Raw genomic sequence first — 15,121 nt, 5'->3', positions numbered from 1 at the left:
AAGCGACTTGCGCCGCGTCATCAAACGCTAAGCCTCACGCACGCCGTGGGCTCCGCAGATGGAGACCGCCATGACTGACCTGATCAAGAATCCCCTGGCCAAGATACCGAGCGCATTTGCGCAGATGTCCTGTTGTTGTGGCTGCTGATCACCTTCCCGCACTGACCCAACAACTTGATGACCAGAGGATGCTGGCGCAACCGCCGGCAACAGATGAACTTATGTCCAAATCGTATGTCATTGAAGTCGGCGACGACCAGGCCGGCGTGATCATTCGCGAAGATGGCGAGCGCGAATATCAGTTTCATGCGGCTCTTCGCAGCTATCACGCGCTCGAAGGCCGCCGTTTCGCAAACGCGCTTCTCGCGGAGCGTGCAGCCATCGCACACGCAGTCAGCCGTCGCCGGCGGCGTCACGCGTCAGCTGCTTTGGAGGGCGCGTCGCTATGAGTGAACGCTACAGTTATTTCCAGAGGCTGCGTGGCCAGCCGAAGCGCATTAAAACGCGCGTTTCCCGCGAGGTGTACATTCTTTCGCGCCAGCAAAAGACTGAAACCCGGAACAAGCAGGCGGTATGGGACGCACTGCCAGCGATCGCGGCCGTCGGACCGGCGCCGGATTTCTGACACCTCCATTAAGCCACGCTTTGCACTCCTGGACTGGCCGCTCGCTGGCGCGAGCAGAAACTTCAACCGGCGCACAACGCGCCGGTTTTTTCGTTCCAGCTTTTTCGTTTGAGCCGGTCCTGCGATCTGATGCGCAACGGCTCACGATCCGCCGCGGCCTTGGGGCCTTCGCTTGACATCCCGCGCGCGGATCGACGATGCAGCTATCTCAGCGTTCGGAGCGAGGGTCTCTCATGGGCGATCATTTCTGGCCTGCACTTTATCCCGGCATCATCGTCGGGCTCCTGTACGGCCTTTCCTTGCGTGGCTTTGCGAACATCGTGCTCGGCACAATCGGCGGACTTATCGGCTCAGCGATTGCATACTGGGGCCTCGTCAACGCGGATCTCAACGAAGGTCTCCCGTCGGTCGCAGGCATGGTGGCGCTGGCGCTGCTCGGCGCTTATGGAGCAACGTCACTCTACACGCGTCTCACGAAAAGACCGCCGGCCGGCTGAGACGAACCTCTTTCGCCACGCCGCTTGCGAACTCGCACGCCTGTCATGCGCCCGTCGCCGATCCGTCGTCGAAATTTCATCAAATCCTGAAATTCAGCGATAGGTTTTGCGACGGAGGCACGATGGCCGGATTGGCGACGGCGGCATTGATCTTTTGCGCCCTGGCGACGGCAATACATCTCATTACCATCGCTCTCGCACTCGTCCGCGTGCTCGCGCGCAAAAAGCGCCGCGAACCGGAATCGACGCCGGTCAGCATTGTGCGGCCCGTCTGCGGTATCGATCATTACGATGAGCTGACCCTGCGCTCGACATTCGAGCTTCAGAGCGATTCTTACGAAATCATCTTCTGCGCCGCGCGCGAAGGCGATGCAGCCGTGCCGCTGGTTCGCAAGCTGATCGCGCAACATCCGCACATTCCGGCGCGGCTTCTGATTGGCGACGATCGCCCGACGAGCAATCCAAAGCTGAACAACATCGTCAAAGGCTGGGAAGCCGCGCGCCATCCTTGGATCGTCCTTGCCGACAACAACGTTTTGATGCCGCCTGACTACCTCGACGACATGTTCGCAGCCTTCGGCCCCGGGGTTGGATTGGTCTGCTCGCCGCCGGTCGGCAGTCATCCGATCGGTTTTCAAGCCGAACTCGAATGCGCGTTCCTCAATACCTATCAAGCGAGATGGCAATCGGCGGCCGACGCCGTCGGCTTCGGATTCGCGCAAGGGAAATCGATGCTCTGGCGGCGCGATATTCTGGACGCAGTCGGCGGCATCGAAGCGCTGGGCCGCGAAATCGCCGAAGACGCCGCCGCAACGAAGATCGTCCGCGCGCGCGGCTTGAGCGTGCGCCTCGTCGACCGGCCTTTCGAGCAGCCGTTGGGCCCGCGCAAACTCCGACAGGTGTGGGACCGGCAGGTGCGCTGGGCACGCCTGAGGCGCGCGACGTTCCAGTTATTCTATGCGCCGGAGGTCTTCGCGGGAAGCTTCTTTCCGATATTGGCAGGCGTCGCCGCCGCGGCGAATTTCGATGTCGATCCGCTCGTCGCTCTGATGGCTCTCGTTGGCGTCTGGTACGGAGCCGAAGCAGTGTTGGCATCTGTCGCAGGTTGGCATCTCCGCCTGATGTCGCCGCTCGCATGGATGGCGCGAGACCTTTTGTTGCCGGTGCTTTGGCTCGAAGGCTGGTCGGGCGATACGTTCGTCTGGCGCGGAAACGACATGAGCGTCGCGAAGGGTCAAGAGATCTCGCAATCACCCAGCCACGCGTTGGCCGCCACCAGCGACCGTTGACACCGCGTATAGCCCGCGCGCGACGCGAGCGGCTCAACGCGATTGCATCGCGTTTCAATAAAAACCCGAGCATTAACGCATTCGGGCGCGGGCGCGCACAGGACCCAAGGAACCTTCGAGTTCAATCGGCCATCCAAGGCTTGACGGGCGTCAATTGCTCTGACGCCTGGATGTAGCCGGCCGTGGAAGGCTGCGGCATGATGCTGGTTTGAGCGGCAGCGCGAACAAAAAAAATTGATCAGATAATCGTCACGAACGGAGCGAATAATTGTGTTGTGCGTTGTCCATCTCGCCGAACCGTAACGATACGTCTGCTAGACAGACTCTCCCCCTCGTTAGCCAACCCGCATCATAAGGAAGACCGTCATGAAGCCCGAATCCGCCAAAGCCCGGCGCAAGGCGCCTCTCGATACGCCTTCGATCTTCTCCGATAACGCGATCAAGGACATTGCCGGCGCGTTGACCATTCTTCTCGCCGATGTGTTCGCCATCTACGTGAAAACGAAAAACTTTCACTGGCACATGTCCGGTCCGCACTTCCGCGACTATCATCTGATGCTCGACGAGCAGGGCACGCAGATTTTCAACATGACCGACGACATCGCCGAGCGCGCCCGCAAGATCGGCGGCACCACGCTGCGTTCGACCGGACAGATCGCCAAGCTGCAGCGCGTCCTCGACAATGACGCCGACTACGTCACGCCTGAGGACATGTTGTCCGAGTTGCGCGACGACAACTTGCAGCTCGTCCGTTCGATGCAGGAAGTTCACGACCTCTGCGACGAGCACAACGACGTCGCAACCGCGAGCTTGCTCGAGAATTGGATCGACGAGACGGAGCGTCGCGTGTGGTTCCTGTTCGAGGCAACACGGCAGGTGCCGAACGGCGCATAACACGACGACGGAGAACAGGCATGTCATCGAACGAGCAGCAACTTTCCGGCCCGGATTTCGCGCGCGGTGTTCCGGCATCGGATATTGCGGACGGCAAGATGCTGCTCGGTCAATTCAATGGCGAAGCTGTTCTGCTCGCGAAAGCCGGCGCCGAGATTTTCGCTGTTGGCGCCACGTGCACGCATTACAACGGGCCGCTCGCCGAAGGATTGATGGTGGGCGACACGGTTCGCTGCCCCTGGCATCACGCGTGCTTCAGCCTGCGGACGGGAGAAGCGTTGCGCGCGCCCGCGCTCAATCCCGTATCCTGCTTTCGGATCGAGCAAAGCGGGGAAACAGTTTTCGTCCGCGAAAAGATCGAGAAATCACCAAAGCAGCAGGTCAAGCCCGACAGCCATGTTCGCTCGGTTGTGATTGTCGGCGGCGGAGCGGCAGGCAATGCGGCAGCAGAAATGCTTCGCCGGCAAGAGTTCAAAGGCACCGTTACGATCCTGAGCGCCGACGACGCGCTGCCCTACGACAGACCCAATCTTTCCAAGGACTACCTTGCGGGAAATGCGTCAGAGGATTGGATTCCACTCCGCACGCCGGACTTCTATAACGAACAGAAGATCGACGTGCGGCTCAAAACGCGCGTCGTGGCGATCGATACCGTTGAGCGCGAGGTAACGCTCGCGGACGGAAGCCATGTTGCTTTCGACGCGCTGTTGTTGGCGACAGGCGCAGTGCCCGTTCGCCTCGATATCCCCGGCGCAGGTCTGCCGCACGTGCATTATCTCCGAACGCTCGATGATAGCCGCGCGCTGATCGCTAACACCAAGAATTCCAAACGCGCCGTCGTCATCGGCGCGAGCTTCATCGGGCTTGAAACCGCCGCATCGCTCCGCGCGCGCGACATCGAAGTTCACGTCGTCGGCCCCCAGTCACGCCCGCTCGAACGCGTTCTCGGCGCCGAACTTGGCGACATGATCCGTGCGATCCATGAAGAGCGCGGCGTCGTCTTCCATTTCGGAACGACGGCGGTGGCAATCGACGAAGACATGGTGACGTTGAAGTCAGGTGATCGAATTCCCGCCGATCTGGTCGTCGCGGGTATCGGCGTTCAGCCGGATACCGCGCTCGCCAAGGCCGCGGGCCTGACAATCGATAACGGCGTCGTCGTCGATCAGTATCTGCAAACGAGCGTGCCCGGCATTTACGCAGCCGGCGATATCGCGCGCTGGCCTGACCCGCATAGCGGCGCGCCGATCCGCGTTGAGCACTGGGTGGTGGCCGAACGTCAGGGGCAGGCGGCGGCAATCAACATGCTTGGTGGTCGTCAGCCCTTCGATGCCGCGCCATTCTTCTGGAGTCAGCATTTCGACGTCACGGTGTCTTACGTCGGCCATGCGGAAAAATGGGACAAGATCGAGATCGACGGCGACCCGTCGTCCCGCGATTGCAAGGTCACGTATCTGAAAAGCGGCCGCACGCTCGCCGTCGCGACCGTCTCGCGTGATATCGAGAGCCTGCGTGCCGAGGTCGAATTCGAGAGCAGCTGAACTCAGCCGCCGCGTCCCGATCGAACGCTGTAGGACGTTGGCCGTTCGATCTGAAAGATATCGCTGGTCGTCGAGTACCAATCGCGCCCATGCAGCCGCCCGACCAGATCAAGCGCTGGCGTGTCGATGTAGTGCTTCTCCGCATCGAGCACGAATTCGTCCGCCACGTGCGCGTGGACGATCTCGCCCAGAACGATGAGCTGGCTCGGCGCAACCTCGATCGGGGTGTGCAAACGGCATTCGAACGCGACGGGGCTCGCTGCAATTCGCTCGGGCTTCACCTTCACCGATGGCAACGTTGCAAGATCGGCCATCGACAACTCGTCGACATCCGGCGGAGCATCGACGGATGTCAGGTTCATGGCCTCGGCGACAGCGCGGGGCACGAGGTTGACGACGAATTCGCGCGTGTCGAGAATGTTGCACGCGCTGTCTTTCATCGAACCATCGGCATTAGCTTGTATTCCGATTGCGATGATCGGCGGCGTCTTACTCATGGCGTTGAAAAAGCTGAACGGCGCCGCGTTGCGAACGCCGTTCTTGGAGATTGACGAAACCCAGGCGATGGGCCGCGGCACGATCGTGCTCGTCAGGATTTTGTAACGGTCGTCGGCCGCGAGCCGTTCAAAGTTGAACTCCATTCCGTCACCCCTCGGCCGTGCCTATGCTGCGCAAAATTCTTTCGACGTGGTCGATCTCATCCTGCACGATGGTGTGACCCATACCGGGATAGATGATCTCGGTCGCGTCGCCCCCGCGCGCGCGAAGCACGTTGGCCGATTCATGAACCCGGGCCAGCGGAATATGAGAATCGACATCGCTGCACCCGAGGAACACAGGCGTGCCTGCGAGCTGACCGGGATAATCCCAGGTCGTGCCCTCCGGCCCGATCAATGCACCGCTGAGCGCCGCGACTCCGCCGTAGCGCCGCGCATTGCGGACCGCGAACTCCAGAGCCAGGCATGCCCCTTGGGAAAATCCCAGAAGCGCGACGCGCTCTGCCGGCAGGCCCTGCGTCCCGAGATCATCGACGACGTCGGAAAGCAGGCTCAGCGCGTGACCGAGATGCGGCTCATTCCGCGCGAAGGGCGCCATGAACGAGTATGGATACCAGCTTCCCGACGGCGCTTGCGGCGCGACGTAAGCGATGTCCGGCGTCGCGAACGCGTTGGCGAGGCCGAGCATGCTCTCGGCGCTCGCACCGCGTCCGTGCACCAGAACAACGGCCGCACGGGCGGCACCGATGGGTGCGCCCGCGCGGATGACATTGGATTTCAATGTCGTCATGCTGCCTGCTCCAAAGGCTGCAAGCTCGCTTCGATTTCTTGCCGCTGGCTTTCCAGGAAGGCAGGCAATTTCAACGCCTGTCCCAGGGTTGCCACCGTTTCGTCGATCGCGAAGCCCGGTTCATCGGTTGCAATCTCGAAGATCACGCCGCCCGGCTCACGAAAGTAGATCGAACGGAAGTAATTGCGATCGATCTGCTCCGTGACGTGCAGGCGATGGCCCTTCACGAGCTTGCGCCGCATTTCGGCCTGCGCTTCGTCCGTCGCCGCGCGGAACGCGACGTGGTGGACGGAGCCTCGGCCCATGTTGCCCGCGAGAAATCCTTTCGCCTCGCGGATCTCGATGACGCCACCGGCCGTCGTTCCGTCGGCGACGAAACGCGTGACCGGACCTTCGACGCCGCCTTCGCTGAAGCCGAGAACATCGGTCAGGATGGCCGCCGTCGGCTTTGCGTCTTCGAGCAGAAGCCTGATGCCGTGAAACCCGCGAATGGCGTGTTCGGCGGCGATCCCGCCTCCCAGCCATGCCGCTTCGGTTTCGGCACCTGCGACGCCGACAAGCGCCAGGCTCATGCCGTCCGGATCGGTGAAGCTCAGAACGGACTGCCCGAAGCGCTTTTCGATAGCTTCGTGCGGCACGCCCTTCTCAACGAGCCGATGTGCCCAGTAACCGATCGCTGCTTCGGGAACGCGAAACATCGTCTGCTGCGCAAGCCCGACGCCCGCTCTCCCTTTCGGCGCATGCGCCCAAGGAAAGAACGTGAGGATCGTGCCCGGATGTCCTTCCTCATCGCCGAAATAGAGATGATAAGTTCCCGGATCGTCGTAATTGACCGTCTTCTTCACCAGCCGGAGGCCAAGCACCCGCGTGTAAAAATCCAGGTTGCGAGATGCGTCGCCTGCGATGGCGGTGATGTGATGAATGCCAGACATGACGAATCCTTTCTCCCGTACGAAACGGGATTTCATGGTCGAACTTCAAATGCTCCTTAGGCTCTAATCTTCAACACGTGGCGGCGTGTGCGGACCGTCGCCTATTCGGCGACGATCCGGCGTTTGTCAGCCCGCGAGACGCGCCGCGATCTGTGCGACGTGACGGCCCTGGAAGTGCGCCCCGGCCAGTTCGTTTGCCGAAGGCTGTCGCGAGCCGTCGCCGTCCGCGATCGTCGATGCGCCGTACGGCGAACCGCCGGTGACCTCTTTCACGCCCATCTGCCCCTGGAACGAATAGGGCAGCCCGACAACCACCATGCCGTGATGAAGCAGCACGGTATGCGTCGAAAGGATCGTGCTCTCCTGGCCGCCGTGCTGGGTCGCTGTGGACGTAAACACGCTGCCGACCTTTCCGATCAGCTTGCCGCCAGCCCACAGGCCGCCGGTCTGATCGAGAAAGTTCTTCATCTGCGCCGGCATGTTTCCAAAGCGCGTCGGAACACCGATGATGATCGCATCGTAGTTCGGCAGCTCGTCGACGGTCGCGATCGGCGCGGCCTGGTCGAGCTTGAAATGCGATTTGCGTGCGACCTCTTCAGGCACCAGCTCTGGCACCCGTTTGATCACGACCTCGGCGCCGGCTTCTCGTGCGCCCGCCGCAACGCTCCCAGCCATCGTCTCGATGTGGCCGTAGCTGGAATAGTAGAGAACAAGAACCTTGGTCATTGCGAATGCCTTCTCCGTCCATGCAACTCGTTCGATGAAAGGGAATATCGTTCGTTGACGAGAAACGAGCAATCCTGGATATAATTGCCAGTCTGGTTCCAATTTGGATACAAAATGGACAAGCTGGAAGCGATGAACGCCTTTGCAAAAGTTGTCGCGAGCGGCAGCTACGCGGAGGCGGCAAGACGGCTGAATTTGACGCGCTCGGCCGTCAGCAAGGCCGTCATGGAGTTGGAGCAGGCGCTCGGCGCCAGGCTTCTGGACCGCACGACGCGGCGCGTGACGCCGACCGAGGCGGGCCTCGCCTACTACGAGCGCTGTCTCGCCATTCTCGCGCAGGTGGACGAGACGGAAGCCCAGATTTCCCGTCTCCATGACGAGCCGAAGGGCGTCCTGAAGGTCAACGCGCCGATGTCGTTCGGCACGCTCTACCTCGGAGACGCCGTCGCCGACTTCATGATCCGCTACAGCGATTTGAAAGTCGAGTTGACCCTTACCGACCGTTTCATCGATCCGCTGGAAGAAGGCGTCGACGTGACGGTGCGGATTGGTGCGATGGTGGATTCAAGTTTGATTGCGCGGCGCATTTCTCCGGCCCGCATCGTGCTTGTTGCGTCGCCAGACTATCTGAAGGCGCACGGCACGCCGCAAAGCCCATCCGACCTCGCGGAGCATCGCTGCCTGAGTTACGGCCATATGACGTCGATGCAGCGCTGGCATCTGACCGACAAAGGCAAACCGGTTTCCGTGGCGATCGGCGCCTGCCTGTCGTCGAACAACGGTGACGTGCTACGCGAAGCGGCGCTGAAAGGCATCGGCATCGCGCTGCTGCCGACGTTCATCGCCGGAAAGGACATTGCCGCGAAACGCCTGCAGATCGTTTTGCCCGAGAACCAGCCGGACGATCTGACGATCCACGCGCTCTATGCGCCAAACCGCTATCTCGCCGCAAAAACGCGCGTCTTTATTGATTTTCTCGTCGATCGCTTCGGGAACACGCCGTCGTGGGATGTCTGCTTCGCGAAACGCTAGTTCACTGCCGCGGTGTCCGGCGTAGCAGGTATGTATCCATGATCCAGCCTTTACGCGCCCGTTCCTCCGCGCGCATGCGCTCGATCTCGGCGACCTGATCGGCAAGCTTTCCGGAAGCCAGAACTTCGTCCGGTGTGCCGAGGTAGGCGCCCCAATAGATTTCGACGTCCTCGTCGGCCAGCGCGCGAAGGCCCGACCCATTGTCGAGCATCACGACGGCCGTATCGACGCCTTGAGGGAGCCCTTCGAGAAGCTTTCGGCCCGTGGTGATGTGCACCGGTTCGCCAATCGCATTGAGTGCGATCTTGTGCTGAGCTGCGAGCGCCTGCACGCTCGTGATGCCCGGGATCACTTCATAGTCGAAGGCGATCTTTCCCTCGGCGACAATCTGCTGAATGACGCGGATCGTGCTGTCGTAGAGCGACGGGTCACCCCAGACGAGAATGCCTCCGACCTCGCCGTCTTTGAGTTCCGTCGCGATGAGACGGCTGAAAATCGCGGCCTTCTCGTCATGCCATGACCGGACACCTGACTTATAATCAGGAGTTCCGGCATCGCGCACCGGGCTCGCGGCCTCGACGATGCGGTACGCATGGTCGGTGATGAAACGCTCGCAGATCGTCGTCCGGAGCTTGACGAGATCGTCCTTCGCTTCGCCCTTGTCGAGAACGAAAAATACGTCGACCTTATTCAGCGCCTTGACGGCCTGCATCGTTACGTAGTCCGGATTTCCAGCCCCGATCCCGATGAGCAGCAATGTCTTCATGTTCGGGGAAGTCTCCAGCCTCTCGCGCCCGGCGCAGGCGCATTCTTTTTTACTTTGCCGCGTTACGCTGCTGTAGAGATTGCAACGGCGGCCATTCAGTGCCAATGCACCGTTTAACCGATCTTGAAAGGGAATTCCCCGGCCAATGGCCAAGCGCGTCGTTTTGGTAACCGGATCGTTGGCGGAGCCGCGCGTTAAGCGCATCGTCGACGATCTGAACGATAAGGACATCGAGCCGATCGTCGCCAATGTCGGCGTCAAGGTCGCGGCACTGATGACGGCGGACATCGTCGAGCGCCGCCTGAAGCTGCCGGAAGATATCGATCGGGTCATCATGCCGGGACGCTTCCGCGGCGACCTCGAGCGCTTATCGGACTTCTTCGGAACGCGCTTCGAACGTGGGCCTGAAGAGATCGCGGACCTGCCGTTCTATCTCGGGCACGCCCAGCGAGAGATCAATCTCACGGAATACGACGTCACGATTTTCGCCGAGATCGTCGATGCGACGCTGATGACCTGCGATCAGATCGTCGAGCGCGCGCGCAAGCTGCGCGCCGACGGCGCCAACGTCATCGACCTCGGTTGCTTGCCCGACAGTCCGTTTCCGCATCTGGAGGATGCGATCGCAGCCTTGCACGCGGACGGAGCTAAGGTCAGCGTCGATTCTTTCCGCGCCGACGAGCTCTCCCGCGCGACGCGCGCGGGCGCGGATTATCTTCTGAGCCTGTCCGAAAAGACGATCTCGATTGCGGACGAGGGTCCGGCCGTTCCGATTCTTGTGTCAGCGGGCGCCGCCGACATGGAGTCCCTCGACCGCGCGATCGACATCATGATCGCCAAGGGCAAGCCCTTCTACGCCGACCCGATCCTCGATCCCATTCATTACGGATTCACGGCTTCGGTCGCGCGCTATTACGATCTGCGCAAGCGCCGCCCTGATGTTCCGATCCTCATGGGCATTGGCAACGTCACCGAGTTGACCGACGCCGACACGACCGGCATCAACGCCGTGCTCATGGGCATGTGCTCGGAACTGCACGTGACGGCCGTGCTCGCCGTTCAAGTCAGCCCGCATTGCCGTACGGCGATCAAGGAATTCGATCGCGCCCGCCGTGAATTCTTCGCCGCACGCAAGGCCGACGCCCTGCCGCAAGGTTTCGGCATGGGATTGATGGCGCTTCGCGATCGCAAGGGTTTTGCTTCTACGCCCGCCGAAATCGAAGCGCTCGCGGCGGTGCTGCGCGATAAGAATTATCGCATCGAAGTGGCCGAGGACGGAGTGCACATCTACAACCGCAACGGTCACTACGTGTCAGACGATCCGTTCAAACTCTATCCGAACCTTCAGCTTGGCGACGACGTGGGGCACGCCTTCTATCTCGGCGTTGAAACGGCGCGCGCTGAAATCGCCTACCGGCTTGGGAAGCGCTACGCCCAGGATGAGCCGCTGCCCTTCGGCATTGTCGCCGAGGTTCCGGGCGCCGCCGAAGATGCGCATGCGATGAAGTTCAAGGAAGCGGGTTCGACGTTCGCGAAGCCGAAAGTGGAGAAGGACGCCGGCGCGGAGTAGCGGCCTGAAGCGGCGTTAGCGCCGCTGGAACGTCCGCAACAGCTTGCGCAGCGTCGGACGAATGCTTTTCAGTTCTTCGACATGGATGGTCGACAGCTTGTCGATTGTCGCGTTCCCGGACTTCGTCAGCGAGACCTGAATTTTCCGCCCATCGGTCGGATCGGGATTGCGCTCCACCAGGCCGAGATCCGAGAGCCTGTCGACAAGCTCGACGACGGTATGGTGGCGGAGCAGCAGCCGGTCTGCGATCTCCCCGACGCTGAGAGAGTCCCGTCCGGGCGCGCCCTTGACCGAGAGCATCAGCTGATGCTGCTGCGGCGTGACGCCCGCGCCATTCGCGGCCGCCTCGCTGAACGCAAGAAACTTTCGCAGCTCCCAGCGGAATTCCGCGAGCGCCTCATAATTCGCTTTCGTCACAGTCGACTTTCTGCGCCGCGCCGCCGTCTTGGACGCCGGCGACGATTTCGGATTTTTGGTGACCAAAGGTGGCTCCTGTTTTGGCGGGCGGAGCGATGATGACCTCGAGAATCCACCTGGCGCTCCGGCAACTTCCTATTAGCGAATGGCCGCCGCCTTTCAAGCGTTCCGCGGCGCCAATTCGCCGCTGCCCGAAAGCGGGGTATTGAGAAATATATATCGGAAAGCGATATAAAAGTTATTCGCGGAATGTAACATTATTCTCCCCCGCGCCGACCCTTAGTACAGGGAAAAGGCAGCCGCCGTAAACGTGACTTTGGCCTAGGGTAACGGGAGCCGGACAGGGCGTCGTCTTTCCGGGCAGGCTCAACCGACGCCGGTAGCTGACGGTATTTTAGGCCGTCTTTTTCCAGCCGGGAGCACTACTTACCGTCGCTCGCCAGTGTTTCTGCATTCAGCAACCATTCAGGCCGGGCGGCGTTTCTGACAGCAGTTTGACTTGGAGTCATCGCCATGAAAACTCTGATCTCTGCCGTTGCGGCTTCCGTAATCGCCAGCTTTGCGCCGGGCGTCGCGTCGGCCGCTGATTTCGGCGGCTACGACGAGCAGGAAGCGGTCATCGAAGAGCGCGCCCCCGTCGTCGAGCGGGAACGCATTGTGGAGCGCCGCTACTACGAGCCTGCTGACGAATACTATTATGAAGACGACGCACCGGTGGTGACGTATTACAGCCGCCCCTATCGTCGGCCATACCCCTACTACGCCGGTTATCCGTATCGCTTCGGAGCGTATTACGGCCACGGCCACTGGGGCCACCGCGGCCGCTGGTAATCTTCCGGTAAGGAATGCGATCGAGCCCGGCCGCAAGCTTCGCGACTGCCGGGCTCGTTTCGGTCTGGTAACGACCAATCCGCTATCATCCCCGCTTTCCGGGGGCCGATTTTCAAAACTCTCTTAATGCTGACGCGCGATGCAGGCGGCATTTTTGCGATAAATTTACCTCGTGCATCAACTCTGTGACCTGCACCGTCGGGCGTAGAGGAGAGAAGTGCATGTTGAGCGCGAGACACGGCATCGCCGCCCTGGCTGCGGTGCTGGCGAGCGTCGCCCTTTCCGCGACCGCGGAAGCGACCTATCGCGGATGCGGGTTCGATCGCTACGGATATCACCCGCCGGACTTCAGAGGTTGCGCGCCAGTTGTTGAAGTCGTCGTCGTGCGTCCGCCCGTCGTCCGCCGTGCCCCTGCGGTCCGAGTGAAACGCGTGCGAAGAGTGAAGCCGGTTCAACGTGTACGGCCGGTGCCGCGGGTGCGCAGCGTTGTCGCGGTTCTACCGCCTCCGCCCCCTCCGCCGACATTCGATAACTATTACGCGTCCAGGCCCATCCAGCCCGGCTGCTATTTCGACAACGGCTACGATATGCGCGTGCACCGGATCTGCTACAGTGGCTGGTAATCGCCCATTGTGTCAGTAAAAGCAGAGTCCTCATGCGTTTGAATTCAAGCTTCTCGAGAATCGCGTCGTTGCGTGTTGCGCTCGTATTGGCTTCGCTGTGTGCGTCGGCAACAGCTGGCGTCGCCGCCCAGTGCGGTAACGGACCGCAAGGCTTTGATGCCTGGCTGCAAGGCTTCAAATCCCGGGCGGCAGCACAAGGCATAAAGCCCGAGACAGTTTCGCGCGCGCTGTCAGGCGTTACGTATGACCCGACCGTCATTCGCCTCGATCGGTCGCAGCATTCCTTCAAGCTCAGCTTTCAGCAATTCTATGCACGCCGGGTCAACGGCGCCCTCATCAATCGCGGCAAGTCTTTGATGCGCACGCATCGCGCCACGTTGGACCGTATCGAAAAGCGGTTCGGCGTTCCGGGAGCGGTCATCGTCGCGATCTGGGGATTGGAAACGCATTACGGCGCCGACGCCTCGGCACGCTATTCGATCCTGCGGTCGCTCGCGACGCTGGCCTACGATTGCCGCCGTTCCGAATTCTTCACCGGTCAACTCCTGGATGCCATCCGGATCGTCGGTCGCGGTGACCTGTCGCCGAGCCAAATGCGTGGCGGCTGGGCCGGCGAAATCGGCCAGACGCAGTTTCTGCCGACACCGTATGTTCGTTATGCCGTCGACTTCGACGGCAACGGTCATCGCGATCTCGTGCGCAGTGTGCCGGACATCCTGGCCTCGACCGCGAATTTCCTCGCAAGCCACGGCTGGCAGCGCGGAGGCTCATGGCAGCCCGGGTCGGCAAACTATGGCGTCATCGGCCAATGGAATAAGGCTGAAGTCTATCAGCGGACCATCGCCGCAATGGCGACGCAGCTTGCGGGCGGCGGTTGAGCAAAGCGTCCGGAACGCTCGCGAAACTGGAGCGCTCCGCTAAGCCGTTAGTCTCGCTGTTCTTTTGATCGGACCGATAACAACGAAAGATGCGTCCATCCCGCGCACGCAAAATTTTTTGTCTCTCGCGCGCGCCGAGCCATACGTTGCCCATGATTTCCGTTTGATTGTGGCGCGGCGCGAAAGTCGGCGCGGTGTGCAGTGCTAGGAATAGGAGACGGGAGTGGCGTGGGTAAATGGGTCGTCCGATACAGCGCTTCAGCCGCTGGTCAGGCAGTTGCGCGACGCGCTGAAAAGCGCTGAAACTGAACTTCAGCGCCGGTGCTTCATCTCTTCCGAAATTTCTGAAGCCCTTGCCTCAGCCGACGCTTACCTGGGTGAGCGCGGCGCTGCGCAAGGCTCGACCGTGTCTTCTCCCGAGCGCGCACGCCGGTTGATCCGACGCGTTTGAGCACGCGCGAAATCATCACGATACGGATAATTCGGCCACGCTGCCGCCTTGCTTCTTAGGTGAAATCTCCTGGGGAGAAGGGCAGTGTTCCATGCGTATTTTTGCTCTGGAAGTTCTCTTCGCTGTCGGCGTTTTCAGCATGCCGGCGGTCGGTTCTGAACAGGTTCGGCAGGACAACGCGCCCCTGCCGCAATTCATGCCGGAGAAGGCTCGCGCCGGCATCGCCAACACCAAGCTCGCGGCGGACGAGACTCGCAAAGCTGCCGAAGCGCTCAGCGCCAAATTTTCCGACGATCAGGCGTCTTCACCAGCGAGTGTCGCAGCCGATCGCGAGAACTCGGCTCCCGCTCCGTCCATCGCAGACGATCCCCGAGCGGACGCGCAAATATCGGCGCGCGTCGCGGTGCTACGAGCGCGGCCGCCCTCGGCTTCCAGCAAGCCGAAAAGCACGCGTGCAAAGGCGGCGAAATCGAACGCATCGAAATCCCGGGTTGCGAAGTCCGTTGCACGCTCCGCGCGAGGCTTATCCGTCGATGCGCGGCCGCGGGATCTGACGCCAGACCCGGTCCCAGGCGCGAAACTCGGCTGGCAAACGGGCGTCATCGGAATGCTGACAAACCCCGCATTCTGGCACTGAGCGCCCTGTCGAATCGCCCGTGACGCCGTGCAAATTTGAGACAGTCTTAGTCTGAACCGGAGGAGAAGGGTCGGGCAGGCCGTCGTGCGATCTCGGTAAACTATGGCCGGGACTTTTCTCGTTCG

The 15,121-nt window shown here is 61.2% G+C and carries 17 protein-coding genes; 11 read left to right on the top strand and 6 right to left on the bottom strand.

Going from position 1 to position 15,121, the window contains the following annotated elements; genetic code table 11:
• Window positions 1-221 precede the first annotated feature (221 nt).
• From HDEN_RS15095 to HDEN_RS15070, 5 genes are all read left to right on the top strand, one after another.
• The gene (locus HDEN_RS15095; protein ID WP_041922092.1) at window positions 222-449 is read left to right on the top strand and encodes a hypothetical protein; all 228 of its coding nucleotides are present in this window, start codon (window positions 222-224) and stop codon (window positions 447-449) included.
• A gap of 409 nt (window positions 450-858) precedes the next feature.
• Window positions 859-1,122 (top strand): hypothetical protein, encoded by a 264-nt coding sequence (locus HDEN_RS15085; protein WP_013217006.1) that lies wholly within the window; start codon window positions 859-861, stop codon window positions 1,120-1,122.
• Between the two features lie 122 nt (window positions 1,123-1,244).
• Window positions 1,245-2,411: a ceramide glucosyltransferase gene (locus HDEN_RS15080; RefSeq protein ID WP_013217005.1), complete on the top strand. Its 1,167-nt coding sequence runs from the start codon at window positions 1,245-1,247 to the stop codon at window positions 2,409-2,411.
• A gap of 366 nt (window positions 2,412-2,777) precedes the next feature.
• Window positions 2,778-3,305, top strand: coding sequence for a Dps family protein (locus tag HDEN_RS15075; protein ID WP_013217004.1), 528 nt, complete (start codon window positions 2,778-2,780; stop codon window positions 3,303-3,305).
• Window positions 3,306-3,325: 20 nt separating this feature from the next.
• On the top strand, window positions 3,326-4,846 hold the full coding sequence (locus HDEN_RS15070; RefSeq protein WP_013217003.1) for an FAD-dependent oxidoreductase: 1,521 nt from the start codon (window positions 3,326-3,328) through the stop codon (window positions 4,844-4,846).
• A 2-nt stretch (window positions 4,847-4,848) separates the two neighbouring features.
• Here the strand turns inward: HDEN_RS15070 and HDEN_RS15065 are convergent, their stop codons facing one another.
• From HDEN_RS15065 to wrbA, 4 genes are all read right to left on the bottom strand, one after another.
• Window positions 4,849-5,487, bottom strand: a complete 639-nt coding sequence (locus tag HDEN_RS15065) for a flavin reductase family protein (protein ID WP_013217002.1) — start codon at window positions 5,485-5,487, stop codon at window positions 4,849-4,851.
• Between the two features lie 4 nt (window positions 5,488-5,491).
• Window positions 5,492-6,133, bottom strand: a complete 642-nt coding sequence (locus HDEN_RS15060) for an alpha/beta hydrolase (protein WP_013217001.1) — start codon at window positions 6,131-6,133, stop codon at window positions 5,492-5,494.
• Window positions 6,130-7,065, bottom strand: a complete 936-nt coding sequence (locus tag HDEN_RS15055) for a ring-cleaving dioxygenase (RefSeq protein WP_013217000.1) — start codon at window positions 7,063-7,065, stop codon at window positions 6,130-6,132. The genes HDEN_RS15060 and HDEN_RS15055 overlap by 4 nt, the downstream gene beginning before the upstream one ends.
• 126 nt (window positions 7,066-7,191) lie before the next feature.
• Entirely contained in the window at window positions 7,192-7,791 is a 600-nt protein-coding gene (wrbA, locus tag HDEN_RS15050; RefSeq protein WP_013216999.1) for an NAD(P)H:quinone oxidoreductase, read from the bottom strand.
• Window positions 7,792-7,905: 114 nt separating this feature from the next.
• On the opposite strand from wrbA, the gene HDEN_RS15045 reads away from it, so the two are divergent.
• Window positions 7,906-8,823, top strand: a complete 918-nt coding sequence (locus HDEN_RS15045; protein ID WP_013216998.1) for a LysR family transcriptional regulator — start codon at window positions 7,906-7,908, stop codon at window positions 8,821-8,823.
• Between the two features lies 1 nt (window position 8,824).
• Here HDEN_RS15045 and cobF read toward each other — a convergent pair whose 3' ends face one another.
• Window positions 8,825-9,589 (bottom strand): precorrin-6A synthase (deacetylating), encoded by a 765-nt coding sequence (gene cobF, locus HDEN_RS15040; protein ID WP_013216997.1) that lies wholly within the window; start codon window positions 9,587-9,589, stop codon window positions 8,825-8,827.
• Window positions 9,590-9,734: 145 nt separating this feature from the next.
• On the opposite strand from cobF, the gene HDEN_RS15035 reads away from it, so the two are divergent.
• On the top strand, window positions 9,735-11,159 hold the full coding sequence (locus HDEN_RS15035) for a DUF6513 domain-containing protein (protein ID WP_013216996.1): 1,425 nt from the start codon (window positions 9,735-9,737) through the stop codon (window positions 11,157-11,159).
• A gap of 15 nt (window positions 11,160-11,174) precedes the next feature.
• On the opposite strand, the gene HDEN_RS15030 is transcribed toward HDEN_RS15035, so the two are convergent.
• On the bottom strand, window positions 11,175-11,576 hold the full coding sequence (locus HDEN_RS15030) for a MarR family winged helix-turn-helix transcriptional regulator (protein ID WP_046848407.1): 402 nt from the start codon (window positions 11,574-11,576) through the stop codon (window positions 11,175-11,177).
• Between the two features lie 513 nt (window positions 11,577-12,089).
• Between HDEN_RS15030 and HDEN_RS15025 the strand changes: the two genes are divergently transcribed.
• The 4 genes from HDEN_RS15025 to HDEN_RS15010 all read left to right on the top strand — a co-directional run bounded on the left by HDEN_RS15025 (window position 12,090) and on the right by HDEN_RS15010 (window position 14,996).
• Window positions 12,090-12,407 carry a hypothetical protein gene (locus tag HDEN_RS15025; RefSeq protein WP_013216994.1) on the top strand — a complete coding sequence of 106 codons (318 nt, stop codon included), beginning with the start codon at window positions 12,090-12,092 and terminating at the stop codon, window positions 12,405-12,407.
• 221 nt (window positions 12,408-12,628) lie between these two features.
• Window positions 12,629-13,030: a hypothetical protein gene (locus tag HDEN_RS15020; RefSeq protein ID WP_013216993.1), complete on the top strand. Its 402-nt coding sequence runs from the start codon at window positions 12,629-12,631 to the stop codon at window positions 13,028-13,030.
• A 32-nt stretch (window positions 13,031-13,062) separates the two neighbouring features.
• On the top strand, window positions 13,063-13,908 hold the full coding sequence (locus HDEN_RS15015) for a lytic murein transglycosylase (RefSeq protein ID WP_013216992.1): 846 nt from the start codon (window positions 13,063-13,065) through the stop codon (window positions 13,906-13,908).
• 542 nt (window positions 13,909-14,450) lie between these two features.
• Window positions 14,451-14,996 carry a hypothetical protein gene (locus HDEN_RS15010; RefSeq protein ID WP_013216991.1) on the top strand — a complete coding sequence of 182 codons (546 nt, stop codon included), beginning with the start codon at window positions 14,451-14,453 and terminating at the stop codon, window positions 14,994-14,996.
• Window positions 14,997-15,121: the final 125 nt, after the last annotated feature.

Origin of the sequence: Hyphomicrobium denitrificans ATCC 51888 (assembly GCF_000143145.1) — a bacterium.
Taxonomy (GTDB): Bacteria; Pseudomonadota; Alphaproteobacteria; order Rhizobiales; family Hyphomicrobiaceae; genus Hyphomicrobium_B; species Hyphomicrobium_B denitrificans.
The sequence above is the reverse complement of the archived record's forward strand: the minus strand, read 5'-3'. Positions and strand labels throughout refer to the sequence as shown.

What these genes read in the sequence shown, in the direction of transcription:
- HDEN_RS15080 (WP_013217005.1), top strand. Translation starts at nt 1,245, where the DNA reads ATGGCCGGATTGGCGACGGCGGCATTGATCTTTTGCGCCCTGGCGACG.
- HDEN_RS15075 (WP_013217004.1), top strand. Translation starts at nt 2,778, where the DNA reads ATGAAGCCCGAATCCGCCAAAGCCCGGCGCAAGGCGCCTCTCGATACG.
- HDEN_RS15045 (WP_013216998.1), top strand. Translation starts at nt 7,906, where the DNA reads ATGGACAAGCTGGAAGCGATGAACGCCTTTGCAAAAGTTGTCGCGAGC.
- HDEN_RS15060 (WP_013217001.1), bottom strand. Translation starts at nt 6,133, where the DNA reads ATGACGACATTGAAATCCAATGTCATCCGCGCGGGCGCACCCATCGGT.
- HDEN_RS15095 (WP_041922092.1), top strand. Translation starts at nt 222, where the DNA reads ATGTCCAAATCGTATGTCATTGAAGTCGGCGACGACCAGGCCGGCGTG.
- HDEN_RS15025 (WP_013216994.1), top strand. Translation starts at nt 12,090, where the DNA reads ATGAAAACTCTGATCTCTGCCGTTGCGGCTTCCGTAATCGCCAGCTTT.
- HDEN_RS15065 (WP_013217002.1), bottom strand. Translation starts at nt 5,487, where the DNA reads ATGGAGTTCAACTTTGAACGGCTCGCGGCCGACGACCGTTACAAAATC.
- HDEN_RS15085 (WP_013217006.1), top strand. Translation starts at nt 859, where the DNA reads ATGGGCGATCATTTCTGGCCTGCACTTTATCCCGGCATCATCGTCGGG.
- HDEN_RS15070 (WP_013217003.1), top strand. Translation starts at nt 3,326, where the DNA reads ATGTCATCGAACGAGCAGCAACTTTCCGGCCCGGATTTCGCGCGCGGT.
- HDEN_RS15010 (WP_013216991.1), top strand. Translation starts at nt 14,451, where the DNA reads ATGCGTATTTTTGCTCTGGAAGTTCTCTTCGCTGTCGGCGTTTTCAGC.
- HDEN_RS15015 (WP_013216992.1), top strand. Translation starts at nt 13,063, where the DNA reads ATGCGTTTGAATTCAAGCTTCTCGAGAATCGCGTCGTTGCGTGTTGCG.
- HDEN_RS15055 (WP_013217000.1), bottom strand. Translation starts at nt 7,065, where the DNA reads ATGTCTGGCATTCATCACATCACCGCCATCGCAGGCGACGCATCTCGC.
- HDEN_RS15035 (WP_013216996.1), top strand. Translation starts at nt 9,735, where the DNA reads ATGGCCAAGCGCGTCGTTTTGGTAACCGGATCGTTGGCGGAGCCGCGC.
- wrbA (WP_013216999.1), bottom strand. Translation starts at nt 7,791, where the DNA reads ATGACCAAGGTTCTTGTTCTCTACTATTCCAGCTACGGCCACATCGAG.
- cobF (WP_013216997.1), bottom strand. Translation starts at nt 9,589, where the DNA reads ATGAAGACATTGCTGCTCATCGGGATCGGGGCTGGAAATCCGGACTAC.
- HDEN_RS15020 (WP_013216993.1), top strand. Translation starts at nt 12,629, where the DNA reads ATGTTGAGCGCGAGACACGGCATCGCCGCCCTGGCTGCGGTGCTGGCG.